Consider the following 25,359-nt stretch of genomic DNA (forward strand, 5'->3'; position numbering starts at 1 on the left):
CTTAAAAAGAGTTTGCAGAAAAATAAAAACTATCCCTATCTTCGTGGCACGTTAACAGCGAAAGTAGCTCAGTTGGTAGAGCACGACCTTGCCAAGGTCGGGGTCGCGAGTTCGAATCTCGTCTTTCGCTCAAAAAGCCTTCCCATCGGAAGGCTTTTTTATTTTCATCCAAAAATCATTCGAGGCCTCTCAGCTAATTTTCTATCTTGAGTTCAGCAGGGAAGTTTCCTGATGAATTTCTAGACTTTATTTCTTTTTTAGTTTCATTCCAGTTATTCATCAATAAGAATCAATATCAGATACTTTCTATCTGGGGAGCATTAGTTTTACGAATATATAATTTATTTTAAACCCGCAAACTCCTTTATGAAGTCCAAAACCCATTTTATGAACCTAAATTGGATATTTCAGGTTAAAAAAAGAAGGTAAGAAAAAATAAATGATTTTTTTCTACTTGAAATCCAGTGTATTCGGTAAAATCTTCCCTGTAGAGTATAAAAAAGTCAAAACAATACCTATCTTCGTATCGTCATCAACGCGAAAGTAGCTCAGTTGGTAGAGCACGACCTTGCCAAGGTCGGGGTCGCGAGTTCGAATCTCGTCTTTCGCTCCAATCCCTTCCAGATAGAAGGGATTTAATTTAAAAGGTTAACACCTGCTCAGATGGTGGAACTGGTAGACACGCAGGACTTAAAATCCTGTGACCTTAAAAGTCGTGCGGGTTCGATTCCCGCTCTGAGTACATTGCCTCTTTACAGCCCGTAAAGAGGCTTTTTTTTGCTCAAATTTTAAATACCAGCAGGGAAGCACTAGAAATTTCAGGTCGCTGGTTCTATCCCCTATCAGAATAATTCTTAGCTTTATCACCTATGAAAACCCATTTATTTAGTATCGCAATGCTATTCATCAGCACTGCTTTATGCGCACAAAAAAACACACAAGCTACCGAAGCAGTCATCACCTATGGTTCCCGCAGCAACGGCAAAGAAGTTGGCGGAGAAAAAAAACTTTTTATCAAAGGAAGCCAGGCCAGAATCTCCGGTCAGGAGCGCCAGGCAAAACAAGAACAATTCCTGCAATTTGCAGAAGCAGCTACCTATCAGGTACTCAATAGCAATGGAAACCTATACACCTTTAAAAAACCGTTCTCTGCATATGTAACAGCAGAACTAATCGCAGGTACAGACACCATCATGGGCATCCCCTGTAAAAGAGCAAAGGTATTTATCCGTTCCAATACCATTGAAATCTGGTATACAAACGACCTGAAAATTAAAGGAACACCAGACTTGACTATTACGCCAGGCCTCGGTCTTATCCTGAAAACCATTCGCAATGGCAATACAGAAACTTATGCAAAAAAGATTGATTACCGCAAAGTAAAACCTGAGGAACTTTCCTGGCCAAAACAATTGGGCAGCCTGCTTGACGAAGCCGCATATCAGCGCCAGATCATTGAAAGCCGCTACCAAACTATCAATGTCTTCCATAAAGAAAAGATCAGTTTTGGAAACAAAATAGAAAACCCAACAGCTAACCAGCCGAATGCCACTTATCATTTTTCTGGCGGTACGGTAATTCTTAAAAAAGTAAAGCTTCCCACAGTAAAAGCGGGACAATCCGTTTTTGCTGAACTGATCCAAAATTCTAATGGTGATGCTTATGACAGAACAGGGTCTGTATTTATGATTCCTGTAGATAAATCCATTTCTTTTCTGGACGCTTTGCAGAACGGTTTGCAGACTTTACCAGTTTACAATGCCAGCAACGGCAAAAAGTATCAGGGCGTAACGGCTACAGACAATTATCTTCCGCCTCTGGAACTCATGCGTTTCTTCACCTCCTTTGGAGTGAAACATTTCAATGAACAGGCAAAAATCAAAGGATACAACTGGGCAGATTCTGTCATCTATAAACAAGATATTACGTTGCTTGCACCAAAATTGCAAGGCGAGGTCTGGATTGGTGTGTTTATCGGAAACTACGATAAAGGCGGACATACAGTAAGTTTGAATCTAAATTACTATCCAGGATACGAGGGAGAAAAAGAGCAAGAAAAAAAATCTTATATCATGCCTGTATTTAACACGACCAATCTAATGGAGATGGCTGGACAAGAATACGGAACTATGTTTGAGAAAGATTCTTTAACAGTGACTATTGATGTACCAAAGGGGCTCAAAAATATTCGTTTAAGGTACCTCACAACTGGTCATGGCGGCTGGGGTAAAGGCGATGAATTTGTTCCGAAACTGAATGAGCTTTTTGTAGACGGAAAAAGAGTCTATCATTTTATTCCTTGGAGAGAAGATTGTGCAACGTACCGTTTCAACAACCCTTCTTCCGGTAATTTCGGAAATGGTCTTTCTTCTTCAGATTTAAGTCGCTCAAACTGGTGTCCTGGAACACTTACCCTTCCTGTCGAAATCCCATTGGAAAACTTAAGTCCGGGAAAACATACCCTGCAAGTTGCGATTCCTCTTGGAAAACCTGAAGGCACCAGCTTCAGCTCTTGGAATGTTTCCGGTGTATTAATTGCTGATCAGGAATAACCTATAAATTACCGTCTAAAAAAGAAGCTTGATCACAAGATTGTCAATGTTCCCAAAAAGCCATAAGCTATATCAGGGCATTGCAATTTTGTGATCAGGCTTTTTGGTTTTATACGAAAAACAGGATCCGAGTCCTTGCATAAAAAGCGGATTATCCAGCGATAAAAAACTCAGAATCCACTATAAATCTTACACTTAACTGTTTTTGTTTTTTTGTAAGCCCCATGCTTTAGCCGTATCTTTATAGGGTACAGTTATTGTGAGCACTAGATAAAAGACCGATATCATGAATGAAGATTTGGATATGTTGGAGCAATCCGCACTAAACGACTACAAGTACGGCTTTGTTACAAATATAGATACCGATACCATCCCAAAAGGATTAAATGAGGGCGTAATTACACTCATTTCTAAGAAGAAAAACGAGCCGGACTGGATGCTTGCCTGGCGACTTAAAGCTTATGCTTATTGGTTAAAGCTAGAGGAGCCCAACTGGGCAAACATCAAACACCCACCGATTAGTTATCAGGATATTATTTATTATGCGGCTCCTAAACAAAAAGAGCAACTCAGCAGTCTGGATGAAGTTGATCCGGAACTCTTAAAAACTTTTGAAAAATTGGGCATCTCCTTGAATGAACAAAAGAGACTTACCGGAGTCGCAGTTGATGTGGTAATGGACAGTGTATCTATTGCGACCTCTTTTAAAGAGCAGTTGTCCGAAATTGGGGTCATCTTTTGTTCCATCAGTGAAGCCATTCAAAAACATCCCGAGCTGGTAAAAAAATACCTGGGTTCGGTGGTGCCAATGACCGACAATTACTTCGCTGCTCTAAATGCTGCAGTTTTCACAGATGGATCTTTCTGTTACATTCCAAAAGGTGTACGATGCCCAATGGAACTTTCTACCTATTTCAGAATCAATGCCGAGAATTCTGGTCAATTTGAAAGAACATTGATCATTGCAGAAGAAGGGAGTTATATGAGTTACCTGGAAGGCTGTACTGCGCCAATGAGAGATGAAAACCAATTACATGCCGCAGTGGTAGAACTAATTGCTATGGAAAAGGCGGAAATCAAATACTCTACCGTTCAAAACTGGTATCCTGGTGATAAAGAAGGTAATGGAGGAATCTATAATTTTGTGACTAAACGTGGTATTTGCCAGGGAGATTATGCTAAAATCTCCTGGACACAGGTAGAAACCGGTTCAGCCATCACCTGGAAATATCCAAGTGTAATCCTCAAAGGTGACTATTCTATTGGTGAATTCTATTCAGTAGCCTTTACCAACCACCACCAACAAGCAGATACGGGGACTAAAATGATACATCTTGGAAAACACACAAGAAGTAGAATTGTAGCGAAAGGAATCTCCGCCGGACAAAGTCAGAACAGTTACCGAGGACTAGTTCGTACAGCGAAAGGTGCCATTAATGCCAGAAATTACTCGCAATGCGACTCCCTCCTATTGGGTGATAAATGTGGTGCACATACTTTTCCCTATATAGAAGTTAAAAATAAAACCGCCATTATTGAGCATGAAGCGACGACTTCTAAAATTGGAGAAGACCAACTTTTCTATTGTCGTCAAAGAGGCATTGATGGAGAAGCCGCAGTGGCACTGATCGTAAACGGTTTTGCCAAAGAAGTAATGAATCAATTACCCATGGAATTTGCTATAGAGGCCCAAAAACTACTCGCCATCAGCATGGAAGGCAGTGTAGGCTAATTTTAATTCCGCTAAAATTTAAAATATGATGTTATCTATTAAAAATATACACGCAAATATTGAAGGCAAAGCGATCCTTAAAGGTATCAATCTGGACATCAAAGCCGGTGAAGTACATGCGATCATGGGGCCCAATGGCTCCGGAAAAAGCACTTTAGCCGCTGTACTTGCTGGAAGAGAAGAATATGAAGTAACTGAAGGTACCATTAGCTTTTTAGATAAAAATCTGCTGGATTTATCCATTGAAGACCGGGCAAGAGCCGGTTTATTTCTTGCTTTTCAATATCCAGTAGAGATTCCAGGGGTCAGTACAACCAACTTCATCAAAGCCGCTGTTAATGAAAAGCGTAAATATAATGGCCAGGAGCCATTGGATGCCCTTGCTTTTTTAAAGGTGATGAAAGAAAAAATGGCCATGGTAGAGATTGATCAATCTTTACTCAGCCGTTCGATAAATGAGGGTTTTTCCGGGGGAGAAAAGAAACGTAATGAAATATTTCAGATGGCCATGCTAGAGCCCAAACTCGCTATCCTTGATGAAACAGATTCCGGACTGGACATCGATGCCCTGCGTATCGTAGCCAATGGCATCAATCAATTGAGAAATGAGCACCGCGCAATCCTATTGATTACCCATTATCAGCGCCTCCTGGATTATATCCAGCCGGACTATGTCCATGTCCTTTACAATGGCCGAATTGTTAAATCCGGCAGCAAAGAACTCGCACTGGAACTGGAAGAAAAAGGATACGATTTCATTACAGATGAAACAGATTTAACCGCAAAAGCTTAAGCATATCCTCCTTGGAAAGGATAGATTCCTCCTTAAAAACAATGAACTCTCCAAAAAAGACCTCCTTAACAAAGAAAAGATCATGATGAACACCGCTTATTTTAAAGATCAATTTGAAGGTTTAGCCGATGACAGTTCTGCCGATACCATAAAGGAACTGAGTAAAGCTGCTTTTGAGTCCTATAATCATTCGGGATTGCCCAGCTCTAAACTGGAAGAATGGAAATACACGAACATCAGCAGTTTGTTTGATAAGAATTATCAGTTCTCAAAAAACAATTCGGAGGAAGAGCTCAGCTATACAAGCCTGAAAGCGCTCAATTTACCTGGGCAAAATGAAGCCAATGTGCTCTACTTCATTGATGGGCGATTTATGCCTGACTTATCAAAGATCCGTTCTTCGGAAAAAGAACTGGTTATTTTACCATTGGAAAAAGCAGCAGCCGGGCCTTATCAAAAGATCGTAAAAGAGCATTTAGGCAGCAGTAGTAAATACCTGAAAGATGGCCTTCATGCATTAAACACCGCATTTATACAGGAAGCAGTTTTCATTTATCTCCCTAAGGGGCAGCAATTGGAAATACCTTTGTACCTGCACCATGTTACTCATGCCACTAAAGAAAATATTCTTTCCCAGCCGCGTAGTCTGATCTATTTAGCTGAAAACTCAAATTTACAACTTGTAGAAACCTATACTACACTAGGCAGTATGGACAGTTTCAATAATGAGGTGATAGAAATTGTATTAGAAGAGCATGCATTTCTAGCCTATTATAAACTTCAGAATGATGGTCCGAATGCCGCACAAGTGAGCAGTACACATATCCATCAAATCGGGAAAAGTTACGTACAGTCCTTAACGATTTCCCTGAATGGCGGGGTAATCCGCAATAACCTGAACCTTGTTTTAGATGCACCAGGGAATGAAACACACCTGTATGGCCTTTCTCTTTTGAAAGGAAACAGCCATGTAGATCACCATACTTTGGTGGACAATAAACAGCCAAATTGTTTCAGTAATCAGCTTTACAAAGGAATTGCTAGCGATACTGCAACCGCAATTTTCAGTGGAAGAATCATTGTACAGCCTGATGCTCAAAAAACCAATGCTTATCAATCCAGCAAGAATATCATTTTGTCTGACCAGGCCACGATAGATGCCAAGCCCCAGCTAGAGATCTTTGCCGATGATGTAAAGTGCTCCCATGGCTGTACCGTTGGTCAGCTAGATGAAGAAGCCATGTTCTATTTAAGAGCAAGGGGCATTCCTTTAAAATCTGCTGAGTCCTTATTATTACAGGCTTTTTCATCCGATGTTTTGACCCAGATCAAGCTGGAGCCTTTACGCAAACACGTTGAACAATTAATTTCAGCTCATTTAGCCAGTTCATAAAATGAAAACGCCAGCCTTCAAATCTTCTTCATTAACCGATAATGATACCCCCACAGGTGAAAGTACCAATCTTGCCCAGCATAAACAAGAGTCTTTTGATGTAAAAGCGATCAGAGCACGATTTCCCATTCTAAGTAGAAGGGTAAATGAGAAAGATCTTATTTATTTCGATAATGCGGCAACTTCTCAAAAACCAACGGCCGTCATAGATTCGATAAGCGACTATTACAGTCGCTACAACGCCAATATCCACCGCGGAATACATACGCTGGCAGAAGAAGCGACATTAGCTTATGAAGCCAGTCGATATGCCGTTCAGGAATTCATTGGAGCAGCAATGGTAGAAGAAATAGTTTTTACGCGGGGAACCACGGAAGCAATCAACCTAGTTGCCTATACCTGGGGTCGGCAAAACATCCATGCAGGAGATGAAATTTTAATTTCCGGAATGGAGCACCACTCCAATATTGTACCCTGGCAAATCCTTTGTCAGGAAAAGAATGCAGTTTTAAAGGTAATTCCTATATTGGATGATGGCACACTTTCCATAGCACAATATCAGCAGCTGCTTAGTGAAAAAACAAAAATAGTTGCCATTGTACAGGTATCAAATGCCTTGGGAACTGTAAATCCTGTGAAAGAAATGATTGCAATGGCGCATCAATTTGGAGCGAAGGTATTGGTAGACGGTGCCCAATCTGCAGTACATCTCGACATTGACGTGCTGGACCTCGACTGTGATTTCTTCGCTTTTTCCGGACATAAACTATACGCTCCTACTGGTATAGGAGTACTTTACGGAAAACAAGAGCTTTTGGAAACGATGCCTGTTTTTCAGGGTGGAGGGGAGATGATCAAAGAGGTGAGTTTTGAACACACTACTTATAATGACCTCCCCTATAAATATGAAGCCGGAACGCCAAATATTGCCGATACCATTGCCTTAAAAGCAGCTTTCGACTTTATTAAAAGCATAGGAAAAGATCAGATCAGAAAACATGAGCGTGAATTGCTTGTTTATGCGACGAGTCAGTTGGAAAACATCCCAGGTTTAGAGATCATCGGAAAAGCAAAAGAAAAAGTAAGTCTGGTTTCATTTATCATCAAAAACCTGCACCCGCAAGACATTGGCATCTTACTGGACAACCTCGGAATAGCCGTAAGAACCGGGCACCACTGTACACAGCCACTGATGAAGCGATTCGGTATTCCTGGTACAGTAAGGGCCTCCTTTGCACTGTACAACACGAAAGAAGAAATCGATGTGCTGATTGCAGGAATTTATAAATCTATTAAAATGTTATCCTGATGAATCAAAAGAGCATATCCGAAATAGAAGAAGAAATTATCTCTGATTTTTCCATGTTTGACAGCTGGGAAGACAAATACGAATACCTGATTGATTTGGGAAAACAATTGCCGGAATTAGAGGAAACTTTTAAAACTACCGATCACAAAATAAAAGGTTGTCAATCGAGCGTATGGCTCATTGCTTCCTATCAGGATGGTCAGGTGTTTTTCAAAGCAGATAGCGATGCGATGATTGTGAAAGGTTTAGTGAGCATGCTGATTAAAGTACTGTCCGGGCAACCTCCTAAAGCCATCCTGGAGGCCAAGCTGGAATTTATCAAAGAGATTGGCATGTTCAGCCATCTGGCACAAACCAGATCTAACGGATTACTAGCAATGATCAAACAAATGAAAAATTATGCATTGGCTTTTCAATCTATTGAAGAGCTTGAAAATAAATAGCTCATGGATCAGGAAGAATTGAAACAAAAAGTGATTGACTGCTTGCAGACCATATACGACCCAGAGATACCGGTTAGCATTTATGAGTTGGGCCTTATTTATGAAACAATGGTGATGGCTCCATTCAATAATGTACAAATCGTGATGACACTTACTGCCCCTGGCTGCCCTGCGGCACAAAGTATTCCGCTGGAAGTAGAGGAAAAAGTGAAAAAGATTGAAGGGGTTAATGAAGTCTCCGTTGTGGTGACTTGGGACCCACCCTGGAATAGGGATATGATGTCGGAAACCGCCAGATTTGAACTGGGAATGATGTAGCAGATCTATTGAAAAACCCTAAAAATAAAATAGTTGAAATAAATACTACTAATTTAGTATACTTTATTTATATTTACCGCTGTCAGCGTTTCAGACTATAAAAAGTCATGTGGCCGAGTGGTTAGGTATGGGTCTGCAAAACCTTTTACGGCGGTTCGAATCCGCCCATGACGTCTTTAAAAGCTTGCCTATCGGCAGGCTTTTTTTATTTCCATAAAAAAAGACAAAAAGAAACGGGGATATAGCTTCCAGCCACATCCCCGTCATCTAAATTAACGCTCTCCAATATAAGACGACTAAATCATCCAATTATTGTATGCAGCGTAAAAAATATTATTGCTCATAGAACTCTACAGGTAGTAAATCAGGATCTGCAATAAAAGTAAATCGCTTACCGGTAAATTCGTCTACTCTAATGGGCTCTGGTTCTACTCCTTTTTCCTTTAACCTCTTAATTACTATTTCCAAATCCTCGACTTGGAAAGCCAGATGTCTTAAACCTACAGATTCCGGTCTGGAAGGACGAGCAGGCGGATTTGGAAAAGAGAAAAGCTCTATCACATACTCCCCATTCAGCGCAAGGTCTAGCTTAAAAGAATCTCTTTCCGCTCTATATACCTCCCGAATAATAGTCAAACCCAATACATTCGTATAAAAATTCTTAGAAACATTATAATCGCTGCAAATAATTGCAACATGGTGAACTTTATTTAACATAGCATTACTTTGTAGTAATGGTTAACTGATAAATCTGTCCTTTATTACCTGCTAACAGAATTAAATGACCATCTTTTGATTTTTGAATCACGTTCATGCTTACCACAGAAATATTATACCAGTTCCTGCCCCCATCTGAAGAAACATCTGTTCCTGAACTGCCAGTAGCAACCAATGTTTTATCGGTAATATAGGTAACCCCAGAACGATAGCCATCTACCGGTTTGGCTGGTTTTATCCAGGTTTTACCGCCATTGCTGCTGAGTAAAACATTGTTTTCATTTTCTTTGTCTTTCAGGTAATCTCCACCCACAATTACGCCATGATCATCATCATAAAAATCCATAGAAAAGGGGCCGGTACTGCTTTCTCCTTGAAGAATCGGGCATTCAAAAACTTGCCAGGTAGAGCCAAAATTACTGGAATAGTAAATATTAGAGACTTTACCTCCTGTAGCGATCCATACTTTTCCATTACCGAGGGTCTTGATTGTGGTTCCGCTGGCAGCAAAAGCAGCTTCGCCTAGTCCCATTTTGGCTTGCAGATTTTCTGAAATATCATTCCAGGAAACCCCGCCATCAATCGTCCTCAGCAACTGCATCTTACTATTGATGGGATCACCAAATACGATCCCACGCTGGTCATTCCAAAATCCCATACCATCTAGGAATATGGCAGAATCGACGTTTTTATAGCGTTCAGTCCAGGTTTTACCTCCATCAGTAGTTTGTAAAATATAAGCTGGAGCGCCTGCATTTACGACAATTGCTTTATCGGCATCAAACGCTTCAATATCTCTAAAGTCAAGCTTTTCGTGACCTTCAGGTTTGATCCATTGCCAGGTTTTACCGGCATCAATTGTTTTACCAATATGGCCATTACTGCCACTTACCCAGGCCACTTGATCTGAAACCACACTCATTCCCCGCAGACTGGTATGCTCACCTGATGTCAATGGAATCAGGTCGTAAGTTTGTGAAAATGAGTATAGAGGAAAAAATAATAAACAAAAAATAAGTCTGCTCATCTATTTAAATCTTTTCCAAACATCAGTCCTACCAATCAGTGAGAATCCGATATAACCTCTAACATTCAAATCACCATTGTTTTTCAAGCTCATATTACAGCTATAAGTTTTTCCTACTTTCGGGTCATAGATGGTCCCATCTACCCATTTACCATTATCGTAAGCAAAGCCCTTTAGCATTTCAAGACCTAATATTGGTCTGGATTTTAAATTGTCAGCAGGATTTTTCACGTCTAGTTTAGGATTGCCTTTTTCGTCTTTTGGTTCCTTTAACCAAACAATTTTACCAAAGAATCGATCTCCTTTTTTTTGAATCTCAATGTGTGCTTCACCAGAAGAATTAACCCATTGCCCCAAAACAGCATCGCTCGTTTGAGAAAATCCGGAAAATGAAATTGCAGTGAATAGAAGTAACAGCGAAATGTATCTCATATTTCTTATTTTAAATGTACCTAAAGTTACTAAATAGCCCCTAGATTAATGAAAGAACAGAAAAATTAACGCTTTGTTTGCTATCCAGGTTTTTGATAAGGAATCGCGAATTTAAAATGACATCCTTTCCCAGCCTCACTCTCCACACTGATCTGCCCATTTTGAAGCTCGATCAACTGTTTACAGATGTAAAGCCCCAATCCAGTTCCAGGTTTCCCTGCAGATCTGTTGGCCTGATAATACCTCGTAAAAAGTTTTCCCTGCTGATCTTTAGGAATACCAATTCCGGTATCAATGATACTGACATTCAACTGCATTTGCTGCTCATTCAGTTCAGAGAGGTCCACTTTGACCACAACCCCACCATGATCAGTATACTTTACTGCATTGCTCAGCAGATTGATCATGATTTGCTTTAAGCGGAAAGGATCACCTTTGACCATGGCTTCTTCTGCTCCGCTAAACTCGGCAGTTAAAGAAATCTGTTTCCTTTCTGCAATGAAAGTCATTGCGGCAATCGTCTCTTTAATCTCTACGGAAGGCTGAAAAGAAACAATATTCAAAGCTGTCTCTTTTTGATGATCAATTTTACTGACATCAAGGATATCATTGATGGTATTCATCAGCATGCTTGATGATAAGTTGATGGAATTGAGTTTCTTTTTTTGATCATCATTAAGCGGACTCCGGTTCAGGAGATAAATTAAACCAGTAATGGTGGTCAATGGGTTTCTAATCTCATGACTCATAATAGCGAGCATCTCCGATTTTTGTTCTGCCAATGCCACGGCACGCTCGTTTTCACGAATGTAATTGTCTTCAGATTTTCCAGCTTTACGGATATAAATAATCAGCAAAACAATAAAAATCAAGACCATTACTACTGCTACCCCTGTAAAGCTATTCATATCATTGGTAGCCGATTGATATTGATTGAGCATTTCTGATCTCGCTCTTTCCCAATCGCTCAAATGAATATCTTTCAGCTCCTGAACCAATTGGTGTAGTTGAATCACGAGACTAAGATTTGCTGAGATGAGCTGTTGGTTAGATTTCGCTAATCGTCCGTTTTCTTCATTGAGTTTACGTAGAATATCTCCCTGAGAATGGTTCTGTTTTCTAAGTACAGATCGGTTTACTGAATCTCGGATCTGCTTTTCACGATTTACGGTCACCACTTTAACAGATTGCGAATTTTCCTGCTTGTTTTCTATAGCATCCTGCAGACGCTTAAAAAGCCCTTTTTTCTTAGCTTCAGGCCTAATGACACGTACAGAAGTATCTGCCTTTCCAGTACTACTTTTTACAGTAGTATTGAACTTATACTTTTCAACAATGTCTTTTGAGGGTTGCCCGCCAATACTTTGAATATTCGTGATTCTTAGTAAAGAATCAAAATTATGTTTGAGGCTAAAAATTTCATTAGAGATCAAGAGCTTATCATCAAATGCTTTTCCAAGCTGCGCTTTATTCGCGGATAACATTCTTGTACTGTCTAGGTCATACTTTTTCAAGATAACTTCGATCTGGTTAAATGTTCGGGTCAGTTTAGTTTTATAATCTTCCAGCTTCTGACTCTCTCCATATAAGATGGCTTGCTGGAAATCACTTTCAGCACCGTTTAAGTCGAGCAGAATATTACTAATCTCCTGATTCTGTGCATGTCCACGCAATTGCTCTGCGAGTGTGTCTAATTTTTTAAAAATAGAATGCCTCAGCAATAAAGATCCTGCGGCTATTAAAAAAGTGAAAGCGAGAAATAAAACGAAGAGTTTACGCAGATTATTAGACGTTTCACCTGATTTGTTAACGAGCATAGTATGATGTAATGTTTCCTCCTAAATTTTTTATAAGAGTGCAAATTTATCAATATTTATCCGCTATAATAGAAGAAAGAACAGTAAATCAAGCAAATAAGTACGATAAATTTTAACCTGGTTTAGCTAAAATCCTTTTTCTGGTCATCAGCGAAGTGATACATTAAGTGCGATAGCTTCCTTATTCTGCGAGGCTAATCTAATTTTTGATCTTTGATAAACTTCTTTAAGGCGTTTTAGGTCTTGTTTCATCTCTTTTCGAGCCACACTACGGTCGGAAGCATTGTCAAACTCCATACTTTTAAATACTTCTATGATTTCTTTACGCTCTAATTCATAGTCTGATTTATCCAATGCAGCATCCATCTCAGTAGAAAAAGCCTCACTTTCTACGGCAAATTTAGACAGGGAGGCTGCATCAATCAAACCGCCGTTACCAGGCATCACCGACCTCATTTGCTGGATCATGATTTTGGCCAGATCCTTCGGCATTTGCTTTTTAAGCTGTCTTTCCATTTTAGCCCATTCTTTAGCACTGGGTTCTTTTTTTATCGTATCCACAGCAGGGATCGAGGCATCAATTGTATAAATCTTAATTTTTACAGTTGCTATCGGATGACTTTCCACAGCATGAAGCAGGTTAAAGGGCAGTAATGCCAGCATTGTAATGAGTAATCTTTTCATAAAAGTCATTTAAATGTAAACTAATATAATCATTTAAATAAAGATTAATGCAAAGAAAAAAGATGAAATCAGTACACATTGATCAAAGTCCTTAGAAAAAATTATTCATTTACTGCTTTCATTAAGAAAAATGCTGACCTTTGTGTCTACCCATTTTGAGGTACACAAAACTGCAGCTTACAGAAAAAAAGATGAATTTGATGAGAGAAGAAGAAGTGATCCTAGTTGATAAAAATGACAATCCAATAGGTACAATGCCAAAATTAGAGGCGCACCTTGAAGGCGAACTTCACAGGGCATTCTCTGTATTTATATTTAACAGCGCTGGAGCACTCTTATTGCAGCAACGTGCACTTGACAAATACCATTCTGCAGGAAAATGGACCAATACCTGCTGTAGTCACCCTAGGCCTGGAGAACTTACTGCCGATGCTGCGAAAAGAAGGTTAAAAGAAGAAATGGGTATGGAATGTGAATTAAGACCTATTTTTAGTTTCTCTTATCGTGCTGAAGTCGAAAATGGACTAGTGGAGAACGAATATGACCACGTTTATTTTGGCAGCAGCGATACCCTTCCGATTCCAAACCCTTTGGAAGTGGCAGACTTTAAGTACATCAGCATGGAGGCGCTAGAGCTAGATTTACAAAACAATAAGGGCAACTATACGGAATGGCTAAAAATATGCTTTGATCAAGTGTTGCGACAATACCGTAAAATGTCTGTATAGAATTATCCAAAACAAAGCCCAGAGCAAACCGGGTACGCTTCCTGTATGCAGGTCGTAATTTATTGCAATGAGTTTCTCCCTAGTAGAGAACTGCCCATAACTGACTCCTTTTTGCGTGTATAAAAAAAGCGCCCTGATTTTCATCAGGACGCTTATGTGATTCAATTAGCTTATAAAGAAGCTAAAATAGTATTCAAAGTTTCGCTTGGGCGCATTGCTTTATTTGCCAACTCATCATTTGGATGGAAGTAACCACCAATTTCTTGTGGTTTACCTTGGGCAGCAATTAGTTCGCCAGCAATTGTAGCTTCATTTTCGTTTAATGCTTTAGCCAACGGTGCAAATCTAGCTTGTAAATCAGCATCCTTAGTTTGTTTTGCTAATTCCTGAGCCCAATACAAAGCCAGATAGAAATGAGAACCACGGTTATCAATTTGTCCAACTTTACGAGCTGGAGATTTATCATTGGCTAGGAAAGTTTCAGTTGCTGCGTCTAAAGTCTCCGCTAAAACTAAAGCTTTTGCATTGTTTTGTGTTTGACCTAAATGCTCCAAAGAAGCACCTAAAGCTAAAAACTCTCCTAGTGAATCCCAACGTAAATAACCTTCTTCGATAAATTGTTCGATGTGTTTTGGGGCAGAACCACCAGCACCAGTTTCGAACAAGCCCCCACCATTCATTAAAGGTACGATCGATAACATTTTAGCAGAAGTTCCTAACTCTAAAATCGGGAATAAATCTGTTAAGTAATCACGCAATACGTTACCAGTTACAGAGATGGTATCTAAACCTTTTCTAATTCTTTCCAAGGTGAATTTAGTGGCTTCAATTGGCGCAAGAATTCTAATATCCAAGCCTTCAGTATCGTGATCAGCCAAGTATTTTTTTACTTTTGCAATGATTTCTCTATCGTGTGCTCTGTTTTCATCTAACCAGAAAATTGCTGGAGTAGCTGATAAACGGGCTCTGTTTACGGCTAATTTAACCCAGTCCTGAATTGGCGCATCCTTAGTTTGACACATGCGGAAGATATCACCTTTTTCTACTTTCTGATCGAAGAAAACTTTACCCTCTGCATCTGTTACACGAATCGTTCCGTTTCCTTTTGCCTGGAAAGTTTTATCGTGTGAACCATATTCTTCAGCTTTTTGTGCCATTAAGCCTACGTTTGGTACAGAACCCATTGTAGCTACGTCAAAAGCACCATTTGCTTTACAATCGTCAATTGTTGCCGTGTAAACACCCGCATAACAACGATCAGGAATTAAAGCGGTTGTATCTTGAGATTTACCTTCTTTGTTCCACATCTGACCCGAATTACGAATCATTGCAGGCATAGAAGCATCTACAATGACATCACTTGGCACATGAAGGTTGGTAATTCCTTTATCAGAATTTACCATTGCCAACGCCGGACCATTCTCTATTGCTTTAGCTAAATCAGCTTCCACTTCTGCCTGTTTAGGCTGGCCGGCAATTTTTGCATACACATCACCTAAACCATTGCTCGTATCTACATTTAATTCTTTAAATAAATCCGCATATTTAGCAAACACATCAGCGAAGTAAACTTCTACAATGGCACCAAAAATAAGTGGATCAGAAACTTTCATCATTGTTGCTTTTAAGTGAGCAGACAATAAAGTTCCTTCAGCTCTTGTTGCTAAAATTTCTTTAGCTACAAATGCTTTCAAAGCAGTTAAGCTCAAAGCTGAACTATCAATTACTTCACCTGCCTTTAAAGCAGCTAAACCTTTTAATTCAGTTACACTGCCATCTTCAGCAACAAATTCAATTTTAAACTGACTCGCATCAGCAAGCGTAAGAGATTGCTCTGAACCATAAAAATCACCTTCGCTCATGCTGGCTACACGAGTTTTAGAATCTGCAGACCATGCACCCATAGAATGAGGGTTTACTTTTGCATAATTTTTAACCGCTTTAGGCGCTCTACGGTCAGAGTTACCTTCACGTAAAACCGGGTTTACTGCAGAACCCAATACTTTGCCGTATTTGGCTTTTATGGCCTTCTCTTCTTCAGTCTGTGCGTTATCTGGGTAATTTGGCAAAGCATATCCCTGTCCTTGTAACTCAGTAATAGCTGCTACCAATTGAGGGATAGAAGCTGAAATATTTGGTAATTTAATAATGTTAGCCTCTGGCGTTGTTGCTAATGCACCAAGCTCTGCTAAAGCATCACCTATTTTTTGATCATCTTTTAAAAACTCAGGAAAGTTTGATAAAATTCTACCTGCTAAAGAAATATCTCTTGTTTCTACATCAATACCTGCTGATGCGGTAAAAGCTTGTACGATTGGTAAAAGTGAATAGGTGGCCAACATTGGCGCCTCATCGGTCTTGGTGTAGATAATTTTTGATGTATTCGACATATTGATTTTTGCTTTATAAGATTAATTATTCGATAGATTTTTAATGATAAACCTATCCATATTTTAAAATCGCCTAAATATAAAATAATCGATCGACTAAAGGAACACGCGAATGTATTTTATGGTATTAATATAGTCGATAAATGGAATGTTTTTGACCAGTGCAAACAGGAATTGATTGGATGGATCCATTCCTGTTGCTCAAGCATAGCTGGAGATCAAAATGAACGAAAAACAAAAAGCCTTAGATTTCTCTAAGGCTTTACTAGGTACCCAGAAGCAGATTCGAACTGCCACGCCTTTTCAAGCGCCACCCCCTCAAGGTGGTGCGTCTGCCAATTTCGCCACCTGGGTATTTCTATCGCAAATATATATTTATTCGGAGAATAAACTTAAACCATCGTAAGCTAATTTAATATTTTCTGGTAATTCGCGTTCCACCTCCTCATGCAAACCTAAATTATGGCTGATGTGTGTCAGATAAGTCATTTCTGCCCCTATCTTTTGCGCAAATGCTACCGCTTCCTTTAGTGTAAAATGAGAAATATGCTCTTCATGCTGCAATGCATTGATCACCAGAATCTTTGTACCCTTTACTTTTGCTATAGTTTCTTCAGAAATCGTCTTGGCATCAGTAATATAAGTGAAATCATGAATCCGGAAGCCCAAAATCGGCAGCTTATAATGCATGATATTTAATGGAATCACGGTAGTATTACCAATTTCAAAAGGTTGATCTGTAATCGTATGCAACTCTATCTGGGGCAATCCAGGATAATGCGTGTCTGCGAAAATATAAGAAAACTCTCTTTTTAAGGCATCCTGAACACGGGTGGTCGCATAAATGTCAATGTTCTTTTTCAGCAGGTAATTAAAAGGCCTGATGTCATCTAAACCCGCCACATGGTCTTTATGTTCATGTGTATATAAAATTGCATCCAGATCTTTGACATTTGCACGCAGCATCTGGTAGCGGAAATCAGGACCGCTATCAATTACGATCGTCTTATCTCCCATTTCCAACAGTACAGAAACCCTTAACCGCTTGTTTTTATGATCTGCCGACTGACAAACCGCGCAATTGCAAGTAATGACTGGAATACCCTGGGAAGTACCTGTGCCTAAAAATGTAACCTTCAAAATTGATGAGTTGAGACCATATTTTCAAAAATAACAAATTACCTTAAGTCTACAACTTCTACACCGGGATACTTCTTAGGATCAAACGAAAAAGTACTTTCCGGAACCTTTATGCTGGTCACCATTTTGCTGACAGTATAGCTGTATTTGTTTCCGCCTTTATCAAAAATAACTACGGTACCAATCTGTTTTGCGACCTTATCAATTCCCAGGCGTATCTTAAAGTAAGATTTACTAACATCTATAGGGGAAAGATCGATCATCTGATAAACTTTGCCTCCGACCTTACTTTCGCCGGTATAACCGTATTTAAAGCCTTTTTCGTAAATCGTGAATAGCTGAGCAGGATTTAGCGCATCACCACTATGGTCTGCATCTGTCACCTGTACTTCTTTATCTTGTTTTAAATAAGTCCATTGAGTTTTACCATCGCTGATCAATTCCTGATTCGTCATCGTCACTCGATACTTATTTGTTTTCGCTTTCACGATGATAGTACCTTGCTGATTCTCTTTCAGTTTAGCCTGTGGATTGTCTAAAGAAAAGGTAAAGTCTGCCTTTACCACATCAAAAGAACGGTATTTCTTACTTACCTCAGCTAATATTGCTTTCGCCTTCGCATCCTGCTGTGCGTAACTGGAAAATCCAAAACCTGTCAATACCAGTAACGACCATATTATCTTTTTCATCTATTTCTATTTCGGATTAGTTATTCTTCAGGTCAGTCAAGAACTGTTCCAAAGCATAATCGTCCGGGATCAATACTTCTCTCGCTTTACTACCTTCAAAAGGTCCTACCACACCTGTGGCTTCCAGCTGATCAATGATCCTGCCTGCCCTATTATAACCTAACTTCAACTTCCTTTGAATCAAAGAAGTAGAACCTTGCTGATGCATCACAATTAAGCGTGCAGCCTCTTCAAACATCGAGTCACGATCCTTAGGATCAAAGTCTAATTTTGCCGATTCTGCGGCTTCATCTACATATTCAGGCAGCTGATAAGCCTCCGGATAACCTCTTTGATTGCCAATAAACTCCGAAATACGATCTACCTCTGGTGTATCCACAAAAGCACACTGCAAGCGGATCAGGTCATTTCCTGTAGACAATAACATATCTCCTCTACCGATCAACTGATCGGCACCACCACTGTCAAGAATCGTTCTGGAGTCAATTTTCGACAATACCCTAAAGGCCAGTCGAGCAGGGAAATTCGCTTTAATTGTACCGGTAATGATGTTTACAGAAGGACGCTGCGTAGCCAGCACCAGGTGAATACCTATCGCACGTGCCAGCTGTGCCAAACGGGCAATCGGCGCTTCCACCTCTTTACCAGCAGTCATCATTAAATCCGCAAACTCATCCACAATCAACACAATGTATGGAAGGAAACGGTGCGAATTATTCGGATTTAGTTTTCTTTTGATAAACTTCTCATTGTACTCTTTCAGGTTTCTTACCTGTGCATCTTTCAATAAATCATAACGCTGATCCATCTCAATACATAAGGAATTCAGCGTATTGATCACCTTTTTGGTGTCCGTAATGATCGCATCTGCTTCCCCTGGAAGTTTCGCCAGGAAATGACGCTCAATTTTATTAAACAAGGTTAACTCTACTTTCTTGGGATCAACCAGTACAAATTTCAACTGTGAAGGGTGTTTCTTATAAAGCAGTGAAACCAGAATAGAGTTAATCCCCACCGATTTACCCTGCCCTGTAGCACCTGCAACCAATAAATGGGGCATCTTGGCCAAATCACCAATATAAACCTCATTAGAAATGGTTTTACCCATGGCAATTGGCAGCTCCATCGTAGTGGTCTGAAATTTCTCTGTAGCCAGAATACTTTTCATTGACACCATTTCAGGGTGTAAATTAGGTACCTCAATACCAATTGTGCCTTTTCCTGGCATCGGAGCGATAATCCTGATTCCCAAAGCTGCTAAACTTAAAGCGATGTCATCTTCCAGATTTTTAATCTTGGAAATCCTAACTCCTGGCGCCGGTATAATCTCATATAAAGTAACTGTTGGACCAATCGTTGCTTTAATTTTATCTATCTCAATATTGTAATGAAGCAGGGTATTGACAATCTTATTCTTATTTGCTTCCAATTCGTCCGTATTCACAGGAATCTTATTGGAACCATAATTCTCTAATAAATCAAGTCCAGGATATTTGTAACTCGCCAAATCCAGAGTAGGGTCATAATTACCAAACTGTTTTACCAGCTCATCGGAAGTTTTCTCATCCTCCGACTTTTCAATCACCAATTCCAATTCTGGTTCTTCCTCTGGCACTAATTCTGGTGTGACCTCTAATTCCGGTTCCGGTTCCCGAGCAGGTGTAATTTCCATAGGCATTGTCTCTACCGACATCAGTGGAGCTGGCGGCAATACCGGCGCTACCGGTGGTACTACAGGTACAGGTGGTATTGGAGTTACCGGAGTAGTTTCCAGCTGTATATTAGCTAAAGCTGAAGCTGCCGAAACATTTGCAGCGCGATATTCTGGAATAGGGTCTCGTTTCAATTCCTGCTCTTCAGCTTCTTCAAACCTTGTAGAAGGCCTGATCGTCTGCTGTTCTCTTTTTTGATCTCTTGCCAATCTATCATTTAAAGTAAACTCTACCGGCTCTGAGCGCATTTCATGATCAGTTCCCAATTCTTCTTCTGAAAGATCAGGTAACATCCTTTCCTTTTTCTTACGCTCCGGCAATTTAAAGTCAATATTATAAGCAATAATCAGGATAGATAAGCCTAAAAAACCTATTAATCCCGCTACACCGGCCTTTCCTATTTGTGCAGTCAGTAATTTATTGGTCCAGTATCCAAACTCACCTTCTAGAAAATGCGGTGCATCACTGATAAAGGAATGCGCAAAACCAAAGGTTAAAGAGATGAACAATAAAAAGAAAAGGCTGTAAGCCAATGTTTTTTCAATAGAGCATATTTTCACCTTAAAAAGCAGGCGGTAGCCGATCACAAAGAATACGAAGATGAATAAGAAGGAAGCTAAACCAAACCATTCATAAATAAACTGGTGGGCCAGTAAAGCGCCGATTTTACCCAGCCAGTTAGACACCACCGGATTGATATTTACCTGTTGCAGTTCTTCATAGGTTTTAAAAAGATTACCCCATCCACCATTGGCATCAATCACATAACTGTGATCTTCCTGCCAGGTAAAAAGGTAAGAAGTAAAGGCAATTAGAAAATATAAAGACAATACGACAAACACTAACCCGATGATCTTAAACAACCTGCCATTCTGAAAATCCAGACGCGGCATGATGTTAAATCTTTCTGTTGATGGTCTGGACGTTGATGACTTCGAGCTCTGTTTATCGCCAGATTCGTTTTTAAACGAATTGGACCTGAATTGATTTCCCCTTACCGACATTTTTCGTGACTAATATTATACACAACAAATATAAAACATATCCTTGTATGTACTAAGTTATTATAAATACATTTAAACGTATACTTATTAAACAAAAATTCTTAACTGCTTAAATAGATCAACTCAGCAAGCATTTCCATACCGGTTAAACCTTCTAACGTAATCATAGTCATACCAGTAGCGTTTAAGTTTTAATTAGAGATAAGTTTTGTTTTAAGGTTAATCCCAGCAGGTATTTTTATTTGCTGGGATTTTTTTTATGATGATGTCATTTAAAATTTGTTAATTTATTCCCGTATTTTAAGATCTAAATCTAACAATGGACATCTCTCAGCTCGAAACACTAATAGAAACAGACAATAAACAAGAGATTTCTGTATTGCTGACCAAACATCCGGAACTAACCAGCCAGGAAACCAGCCATGGAATATCACCACTACTACTCGCTTGTTACTACAAAAAACCTGTCGCCGCAGGGATCATCGCCAGATTTGCGAAAAACATCACGCTTTTTGAAGCCTGTGCATTAGGTAAGTTTCAGGAAACAGATCATTTACTTGCAGATCAGCCAGAATTGCTCAATACTACTTCAAAAGATGGCTTCACAGCTTTAGGATTAGCCGCTTACTTCGGTCATGAAGAAATCACCAGATTATTACTTTTCAAAGGAGCAGATCCAAACATTCCTGCCAGTAATGGATTCAGTGTTTTCCCAATTCATTCCGCAGTTGCGGCAAAAAGCTTTGCCATCACCAAAATGCTTTTAGAGGCAGGTGCCGATGTAAATGCAAAACAACAAGCCGGACTCACCGCATTACATGCCGCTGCACAGATTGGAAATATAGAAATCATTATCCTATTATTGGAACATGGAGCAGCTTTAGACATCAGAATGGAAGGCGGCAAACTGCCAACCGACCTCGCTAAAGAAAAAGGATTTCCGGAGATCGCTTCTATATTAAAAGTTTAAAGCTTTCCTAGCCGGGACACCGCAAAAAAATCAAACATCCCAGATACGCAGTCTTATTTTTTTCACATAATGTCTCACATCAAGCACCAATGCGGCAAGAATGTAAAATATAATTGGAAAACCAACTGCCAGAAAGGAAGAATAAATAAAAAACAGCCTAATTTTACTGATCGATATATTAAATCGCTCCGCAAGGTAAGTACATACCCCAAAACTCTGCTTTTCAAAAAATGTAATGATTCGTTGGAACATCTTATTGGTTTAATATCTTGATTCCGATACCACAATTTAAGCATTTTTTTTGAGCACAGTAATATTTATTTAGTTGAAGGATTGCTTGCGAGAAAAAAGCACTCTCTATCACTACACCTGCTTGCTGATAATGACTGATGATGACATTGCTTTCGGCAGGCATCTGCTCCAGCAACTGTAAGCTGCGATTCATCAAATCCGGCTGATCTGAATATTTACCATAAGCCGCAGCAAAAAGACACACCACATTCATGATCAGGTGTAAAACGGAGCGCTGTCCAAGTTGAATCTCTACCTTTTTTGTTTCCTTCTGAAAGTGATAATGGGTTTTCCAATAAGGATTGACGGGAAGCACTTGCAGCAATTGCGTTAATTCAGACAATTTTTCCAGTTCGAGTACTCTGGAAAATAAACGATCTGATTTCAACAGTAAAGCGCAAAATTGCGCCAGCCTCAAAGTTGGGAAATTCTGTGGCCGCATTCTCAAAAATCGCCAGGCCCCTACTCCAATAGGAATTAACCCATACTTCTTTTGCAGAAACCCATACTCCTTCTTTAGTTTACTAGGATAAGAATCCTTAAAGGTTCCCAATAAAAAACCAGCTTGTCCAAATACCAGAGCTTCCACCTGCAAAGGATGATCCAGATGTTTCCGAATCACCGATAAAGGTAATGAAACCGCTAACATTTCAAAAGGAACCTCATTCACCTTAAAACCAAAGCTCTTAGCGAGGAAATGATAGAAAGTACTTTCCCAATCTCCCTTTACCTTAGCCAGGTGATCAAACACCAGATCGGATTTCTGTGCCAGGCGTTCAATCATCATTCTGGATAAAAAGCCATTGATGAGGATCGGGTCTATGCTACGAATTTGTTTTTCGCAGGGAAAGGAATGGATGGAATTGACCAGTCCTTCATAATGCAGTAAAATACTTTCCGGAAACAGGTCTTTCAAGATCAGCACCGGAATCAAACTGCCATCCTTCCTGTAAATCACTTGGTCATGTTCATAAACCACATGTAAAATCACCGCGTCATAAGCTGGATCATGATGATGACCATGCAAAAACCAATCGGAAGACTTCAAGTGGATTTCTACATCACCAATCCAGGTACGGTCGCCAATAACTAGTTTCGATTGATTGAAATCCGGCCCTGCATGTTTATTGACCATTCCAACGCCCAATATACACAGCGATTCCCCTGTTGTACAAAACAGATTTAAAGCCCGGAACAGTCGGAATTGCCAGATAAAATGAAGAAAACTTTCAGAGAATCTCATACAGTCTAACTTAACTAAAAAGAGTTAAATTATCACCAAAAGATCAATTGTTTATTTCCTCCTATAATTCGTAATAAACACACCGGCAATAATCAATACCGTTGCGGTGATAATATCTTTTGTGATCACCTCATCTAAAATCAGCCAGCCCAGAAATAAGGCAATCACCGTATTAAAATAAGTAAGGATGGAAACCTCTGTAGGCGAAACCCTTTTTAAGGCATAGTGGTAGCAGAAAAATGTCAGTACAGAACCAAATACTGCCAGATAGGTCACTGCCATTAAGCTATGCAAACTCCAATTGCTCAGTGAGGTAGTTCCTGAAAACAGGAAAGCCAGGGCAAATTGAGCCGCTGCCGAAAATGCGAACTGATAAAAAAGATCCAGTAAAATATGATCTGATTTGTGGCTGTTTTTCTTCGTGTAAATCGTTCCGATTGTCCAGCCACTAATGGCAAAACAAAGGAACATGATCCCCGTTTTATAATTTGGATCCAGCAATTCACTTAGGCCATCTCTAAAAATAAACACCACACCAAGAAAAGCGATCATCACACCTATAAACCCTTTCCAGCTTGGTTTTTGTAAACCAACGGCCACACAGGCCAGAAAAACAACCAGCGGATTTAAGGAATTCAACAAAGAAGTTAAACCACTAGGAATGGTTTCCTCTGCCACCGTCACCATTCCATTCGCCATCACCACCATTAACGTAGAAAGTAGCATCTGACGACGCAAGTAGGGCCAGCCCATCCAGGCCAATTCTTTTCTGCAGATTAAAATAGTCATCAGTATCAAAGAAGCAATGGTTTGTCGCATTGCTGCCACAAACCAGGCAGGAATCGTTTCTACCGCTACACGAATACTAAGATAGGTAGTCCCCCATACTATGGCGACTACCAATAAAGCCCCGATCAGCTTTAAATCGGTCTTTTGGGTCATATCAATTGAGCAGCCAATAGAATTGCTTCCATTTCCTGCTGTAATTTCAATGCTTCTTCTCTTGCACGTTCTGCAAAATCTTCCCCTTTACTTGCATAAATAATTCCTCTGGCAGAATTCACCAATAAACCACAGTCTTTATTTAAGCCAAATTCACACACATCAGCTAAACTTCCGCCTTGTGCGCCAACACCTGGAACCAATAAGAAGTGATCCGGTGCCAATCTTCTGATATTTTTAAATTCTGAACCTCTGGTTGCACCAACTACATACATCAATTGTTCACTATCCGCCCATTCAGAAGAAATGCGAATCACTTCTTCATATAATTTTCCTTCTGGGGTCTGGTGTAACTGAAAATCGCTATGGCCAGCATTAGAAGTCAGTGCCAATAAAATCACCCATTTATCTTTGTAATTTAAGAACGGACTAACTGAATCTTTACCCATATATGGGGCTACGGTAACTGAGTCAAAACTCATGTCCGACTTTGCCTCATTAAAAAAAGCATCCGCATACATTGCAGAAGTATTGCCAATATCGCCTCGTTTTGCATCTGCAATACTGAAAATATCTTCCGGCATATATTGCCAGGTCTTGATCAGAGTTTCCCAACCTTTCAATCCCATACATTCATAGAAAGCAGTGTTCGGCTTATAAGCCACACACAAATCTTTCGTAGCATCAATAATCTGTTTATTGAATTCTAAAACAGGATTTTCATATTTTAGAAGGTGCGGAGGGATATTTTCTAATACTGGATCGAGACCAACACACAAAAAAGATTTTTTAATCTGGATCTGCTCAAATAGCTGTTTTTTATTCATCTATGCGTAATTTTGTGTACAAAGATGCCAAATTTCGTAGGGATTTAAGTCTTGTTTTTAAACTTTTCAATGTAATTTTTATAAACATTTGAAAGTTTTTCTTGGAGATTAATTTACAAATACATACAATTGTGGCATAATTCCCTAAAGTTTATCTGACCATTCCAGAAAATCTCATAAAATTTTGTTCCATACCATCTTTTATA

22 protein-coding genes and 5 tRNA genes are annotated in these 25,359 nt (G+C 39.6%); 13 read left to right on the forward strand and 14 right to left on the reverse strand.

Annotated features, from left to right (window positions below):
• Positions 1-57: 57 nt before the first annotated feature.
• The 11 genes from H9X96_RS19155 to H9X96_RS19205 all read left to right on the forward strand — a co-directional run bounded on the left by H9X96_RS19155 (position 58) and on the right by H9X96_RS19205 (position 8,714).
• Positions 58-130 (forward strand) — tRNA-Gly (locus H9X96_RS19155).
• A 407-nt stretch (positions 131-537) separates the two neighbouring features.
• Positions 538-613 (forward strand) — tRNA-Gly (locus H9X96_RS19160).
• A 44-nt stretch (positions 614-657) separates the two neighbouring features.
• A tRNA-Leu gene (locus H9X96_RS19165) sits at positions 658-742 on the forward strand.
• A gap of 127 nt (positions 743-869) precedes the next feature.
• A complete protein-coding gene (locus H9X96_RS19170) occupies positions 870-2,552 on the forward strand; it encodes a PNGase F N-terminal domain-containing protein (RefSeq protein ID WP_187667823.1) in 1,683 nt (560 codons plus the stop codon).
• 286 nt (positions 2,553-2,838) lie between these two features.
• Positions 2,839-4,284 (forward strand): Fe-S cluster assembly protein SufB, encoded by a 1,446-nt coding sequence (gene sufB / locus H9X96_RS19175; RefSeq protein WP_187667824.1) that lies wholly within the window; start codon positions 2,839-2,841, stop codon positions 4,282-4,284.
• 28 nt (positions 4,285-4,312) lie between these two features.
• The gene (sufC, locus tag H9X96_RS19180; RefSeq protein ID WP_187667910.1) at positions 4,313-5,077 is read left to right on the forward strand and encodes a Fe-S cluster assembly ATPase SufC; all 765 of its coding nucleotides are present in this window, start codon (positions 4,313-4,315) and stop codon (positions 5,075-5,077) included.
• Between the two features lie 82 nt (positions 5,078-5,159).
• On the forward strand, positions 5,160-6,470 hold the full coding sequence (sufD, locus tag H9X96_RS19185; RefSeq protein ID WP_187667825.1) for a Fe-S cluster assembly protein SufD: 1,311 nt from the start codon (positions 5,160-5,162) through the stop codon (positions 6,468-6,470).
• A 1-nt stretch (position 6,471) separates the two neighbouring features.
• A complete protein-coding gene (locus H9X96_RS19190; RefSeq protein WP_187667826.1) occupies positions 6,472-7,779 on the forward strand; it encodes a cysteine desulfurase in 1,308 nt (435 codons plus the stop codon).
• Complete coding sequence (locus tag H9X96_RS19195) at positions 7,779-8,222, forward strand: SufE family protein (protein WP_187667827.1); 444 nt, start codon at positions 7,779-7,781, stop codon at positions 8,220-8,222. The genes H9X96_RS19190 and H9X96_RS19195 overlap by 1 nt, the downstream gene beginning before the upstream one ends.
• Positions 8,223-8,225: 3 nt before the next feature.
• Positions 8,226-8,540: an iron-sulfur cluster assembly protein gene (locus tag H9X96_RS19200; RefSeq protein ID WP_187667828.1), complete on the forward strand. Its 315-nt coding sequence runs from the start codon at positions 8,226-8,228 to the stop codon at positions 8,538-8,540.
• Positions 8,541-8,643: 103 nt separating this feature from the next.
• Positions 8,644-8,714, forward strand: a tRNA-Cys gene (locus tag H9X96_RS19205).
• 159 nt (positions 8,715-8,873) lie between these two features.
• On the opposite strand, the gene H9X96_RS19210 is transcribed toward H9X96_RS19205, so the two are convergent.
• From H9X96_RS19210 to H9X96_RS19230, 5 genes are all read right to left on the reverse strand, one after another.
• Positions 8,874-9,257, reverse strand: coding sequence for a VOC family protein (locus H9X96_RS19210; RefSeq protein ID WP_187667829.1), 384 nt, complete (start codon positions 9,255-9,257; stop codon positions 8,874-8,876).
• A gap of 4 nt (positions 9,258-9,261) precedes the next feature.
• On the reverse strand, positions 9,262-10,284 hold the full coding sequence (locus H9X96_RS19215) for a YCF48-related protein (RefSeq protein ID WP_187667830.1): 1,023 nt from the start codon (positions 10,282-10,284) through the stop codon (positions 9,262-9,264).
• Positions 10,285-10,716, reverse strand: coding sequence for a DUF2147 domain-containing protein (locus tag H9X96_RS19220; RefSeq protein ID WP_187667831.1), 432 nt, complete (start codon positions 10,714-10,716; stop codon positions 10,285-10,287). It lies immediately after the preceding gene.
• An 80-nt stretch (positions 10,717-10,796) separates the two neighbouring features.
• Positions 10,797-12,533: a HAMP domain-containing sensor histidine kinase gene (locus H9X96_RS19225; RefSeq protein ID WP_187667832.1), complete on the reverse strand. Its 1,737-nt coding sequence runs from the start codon at positions 12,531-12,533 to the stop codon at positions 10,797-10,799.
• A 147-nt stretch (positions 12,534-12,680) separates the two neighbouring features.
• The gene (locus H9X96_RS19230) at positions 12,681-13,217 is read right to left on the reverse strand and encodes a hypothetical protein (protein ID WP_187667833.1); all 537 of its coding nucleotides are present in this window, start codon (positions 13,215-13,217) and stop codon (positions 12,681-12,683) included.
• Between the two features lie 191 nt (positions 13,218-13,408).
• Between H9X96_RS19230 and idi the strand changes: the two genes are divergently transcribed.
• On the forward strand, positions 13,409-13,945 hold the full coding sequence (gene idi / locus H9X96_RS19235; RefSeq protein WP_255431174.1) for an isopentenyl-diphosphate Delta-isomerase: 537 nt from the start codon (positions 13,409-13,411) through the stop codon (positions 13,943-13,945).
• 170 nt (positions 13,946-14,115) lie between these two features.
• Here the strand turns inward: idi and H9X96_RS19240 are convergent, their stop codons facing one another.
• The 5 genes from H9X96_RS19240 to H9X96_RS19260 form a co-directional block, all read right to left on the reverse strand.
• The gene (locus tag H9X96_RS19240; RefSeq protein ID WP_187667834.1) at positions 14,116-16,335 is read right to left on the reverse strand and encodes an NADP-dependent isocitrate dehydrogenase; all 2,220 of its coding nucleotides are present in this window, start codon (positions 16,333-16,335) and stop codon (positions 14,116-14,118) included.
• A gap of 270 nt (positions 16,336-16,605) precedes the next feature.
• Positions 16,606-16,689 (reverse strand) — tRNA-Leu (locus H9X96_RS19245).
• A gap of 21 nt (positions 16,690-16,710) precedes the next feature.
• Positions 16,711-17,475: an MBL fold metallo-hydrolase gene (locus tag H9X96_RS19250; protein ID WP_187667835.1), complete on the reverse strand. Its 765-nt coding sequence runs from the start codon at positions 17,473-17,475 to the stop codon at positions 16,711-16,713.
• 38 nt (positions 17,476-17,513) lie between these two features.
• Complete coding sequence (locus H9X96_RS19255) at positions 17,514-18,164, reverse strand: outer membrane lipoprotein carrier protein LolA (RefSeq protein WP_187667836.1); 651 nt, start codon at positions 18,162-18,164, stop codon at positions 17,514-17,516.
• 16 nt (positions 18,165-18,180) lie between these two features.
• Positions 18,181-20,880 (reverse strand): DNA translocase FtsK, encoded by a 2,700-nt coding sequence (locus H9X96_RS19260; protein ID WP_187667837.1) that lies wholly within the window; start codon positions 20,878-20,880, stop codon positions 18,181-18,183.
• Between the two features lie 319 nt (positions 20,881-21,199).
• On the opposite strand from H9X96_RS19260, the gene H9X96_RS19265 reads away from it, so the two are divergent.
• A complete protein-coding gene (locus H9X96_RS19265) occupies positions 21,200-21,850 on the forward strand; it encodes an ankyrin repeat domain-containing protein (protein WP_187667838.1) in 651 nt (216 codons plus the stop codon).
• Between the two features lie 30 nt (positions 21,851-21,880).
• Here the strand turns inward: H9X96_RS19265 and H9X96_RS19270 are convergent, their stop codons facing one another.
• The 4 genes from H9X96_RS19270 to pyrF are packed head-to-tail and all read right to left on the reverse strand — an operon-like array spanning position 21,881 to position 25,153.
• On the reverse strand, positions 21,881-22,102 hold the full coding sequence (locus tag H9X96_RS19270) for a PspC domain-containing protein (protein ID WP_062547334.1): 222 nt from the start codon (positions 22,100-22,102) through the stop codon (positions 21,881-21,883).
• Between the two features lies 1 nt (position 22,103).
• Positions 22,104-23,384 carry a DUF2851 family protein gene (locus tag H9X96_RS19275; protein WP_187667839.1) on the reverse strand — a complete coding sequence of 427 codons (1,281 nt, stop codon included), beginning with the start codon at positions 23,382-23,384 and terminating at the stop codon, positions 22,104-22,106.
• 51 nt (positions 23,385-23,435) lie between these two features.
• Positions 23,436-24,326 (reverse strand): DMT family transporter, encoded by an 891-nt coding sequence (locus H9X96_RS19280; RefSeq protein ID WP_187667840.1) that lies wholly within the window; start codon positions 24,324-24,326, stop codon positions 23,436-23,438.
• Entirely contained in the window at positions 24,323-25,153 is an 831-nt protein-coding gene (gene pyrF, locus H9X96_RS19285; RefSeq protein ID WP_187667841.1) for an orotidine-5'-phosphate decarboxylase, read from the reverse strand. Before pyrF ends, H9X96_RS19280 begins: the two co-directional genes overlap by 4 nt.
• Positions 25,154-25,359 lie beyond the last annotated feature (206 nt).

The sequence above is a fragment of the Pedobacter sp. N36a genome (assembly GCF_014472395.1).
In the GTDB taxonomy this organism is placed as follows: domain Bacteria; phylum Bacteroidota; class Bacteroidia; order Sphingobacteriales; family Sphingobacteriaceae; genus Pedobacter.

Bases quoted from the DNA above. Each gene is read 5' to 3' on its own strand.
- H9X96_RS19240 (WP_187667834.1), bottom strand. From the start codon at position 16,335: ATGTCGAATACATCAAAAATTATCTACACCAAGACCGATGAGGCGCCA.
- idi (WP_255431174.1), top strand. From the start codon at position 13,409: ATGAATTTGATGAGAGAAGAAGAAGTGATCCTAGTTGATAAAAATGAC.
- H9X96_RS19265 (WP_187667838.1), top strand. From the start codon at position 21,200: ATGGACATCTCTCAGCTCGAAACACTAATAGAAACAGACAATAAACAA.
- H9X96_RS19195 (WP_187667827.1), top strand. From the start codon at position 7,779: ATGAATCAAAAGAGCATATCCGAAATAGAAGAAGAAATTATCTCTGAT.
- H9X96_RS19275 (WP_187667839.1), bottom strand. From the start codon at position 23,384: ATGAGATTCTCTGAAAGTTTTCTTCATTTTATCTGGCAATTCCGACTG.
- H9X96_RS19170 (WP_187667823.1), top strand. From the start codon at position 870: ATGAAAACCCATTTATTTAGTATCGCAATGCTATTCATCAGCACTGCT.
- H9X96_RS19270 (WP_062547334.1), bottom strand. From the start codon at position 22,102: ATGTTCCAACGAATCATTACATTTTTTGAAAAGCAGAGTTTTGGGGTA.
- H9X96_RS19260 (WP_187667837.1), bottom strand. From the start codon at position 20,880: ATGTCGGTAAGGGGAAATCAATTCAGGTCCAATTCGTTTAAAAACGAA.
- H9X96_RS19215 (WP_187667830.1), bottom strand. From the start codon at position 10,284: ATGAGCAGACTTATTTTTTGTTTATTATTTTTTCCTCTATACTCATTT.
- H9X96_RS19280 (WP_187667840.1), bottom strand. From the start codon at position 24,326: ATGACCCAAAAGACCGATTTAAAGCTGATCGGGGCTTTATTGGTAGTC.
- H9X96_RS19255 (WP_187667836.1), bottom strand. From the start codon at position 18,164: ATGAAAAAGATAATATGGTCGTTACTGGTATTGACAGGTTTTGGATTT.
- sufD (WP_187667825.1), top strand. From the start codon at position 5,160: ATGATGAACACCGCTTATTTTAAAGATCAATTTGAAGGTTTAGCCGAT.
- sufB (WP_187667824.1), top strand. From the start codon at position 2,839: ATGAATGAAGATTTGGATATGTTGGAGCAATCCGCACTAAACGACTAC.
- sufC (WP_187667910.1), top strand. From the start codon at position 4,313: ATGTTATCTATTAAAAATATACACGCAAATATTGAAGGCAAAGCGATC.
- H9X96_RS19220 (WP_187667831.1), bottom strand. From the start codon at position 10,716: ATGAGATACATTTCGCTGTTACTTCTATTCACTGCAATTTCATTTTCC.
- H9X96_RS19190 (WP_187667826.1), top strand. From the start codon at position 6,472: ATGAAAACGCCAGCCTTCAAATCTTCTTCATTAACCGATAATGATACC.
- H9X96_RS19210 (WP_187667829.1), bottom strand. From the start codon at position 9,257: ATGTTAAATAAAGTTCACCATGTTGCAATTATTTGCAGCGATTATAAT.
- H9X96_RS19225 (WP_187667832.1), bottom strand. From the start codon at position 12,533: ATGCTCGTTAACAAATCAGGTGAAACGTCTAATAATCTGCGTAAACTC.
- H9X96_RS19230 (WP_187667833.1), bottom strand. From the start codon at position 13,217: ATGAAAAGATTACTCATTACAATGCTGGCATTACTGCCCTTTAACCTG.
- H9X96_RS19200 (WP_187667828.1), top strand. From the start codon at position 8,226: ATGGATCAGGAAGAATTGAAACAAAAAGTGATTGACTGCTTGCAGACC.
- pyrF (WP_187667841.1), bottom strand. From the start codon at position 25,153: ATGAATAAAAAACAGCTATTTGAGCAGATCCAGATTAAAAAATCTTTT.